We start from the raw sequence: 614 nt of genomic DNA on the forward strand, positions 1-614 counted from the left end.
ACATGGCCGTCAATGCTTTAGAAGCCGTGCGTTTCGGGGCGGACAAAATCGACCTCAACTTCGGCTGCCCCGCACCGACGGTCAACAAACACAAAGGCGGCGCGGTCTTGCTCAAAGAGCCCGACTTGATTTACCACATCGTCCACACCCTGCGCCAACGCCTTCCGCAACACATTCCGCTGACTGCCAAGATGCGGCTCGGTTATGAAGATAAAAGTCTGGCATTGGAATGTGCTTCCGCGATTGAAAACGGCGGCGCATGTGCATTAACCGTCCATGCGCGCACCAAAGTCGAAGGCTACGAACCGCCGGCACATTGGGAATGGGTGCGCAAAATCCGCGATGCAGTCAGTATTCCCGTTACTGCCAACGGCGATGTATTCAGCCTTCAAGACTATCTCGACATTAAAACCGTCAGCGGATGCGACAGCGTGATGCTCGGGCGCGGCGCAGTTATCCGTCCCGACTTGGCGCGGCAAATCAAGCAATATGAAAACGGCGAAACAGTCAAAGATACCGACTTTGCCGAAGTCTCCTCATGGATAGTCCAATTCTTCGACTTATGCCTTGCCAAAGAAGCCAACAACAAATATCCGGTTGCCCGCTTGAAACAG

The 614-nt window shown here is 53.9% G+C and carries 1 protein-coding gene; it reads left to right on the forward strand.

What is annotated here, in order from left to right; translation table 11 throughout:
- A partial coding sequence (locus ACTHUR_RS15715; protein ID WP_440399580.1) for a tRNA dihydrouridine synthase occupies positions 1 to 614 on the forward strand: 614 nt, incomplete at both ends.

The organism is Neisseria sp. P0021.S007, assembly GCF_051956855.1.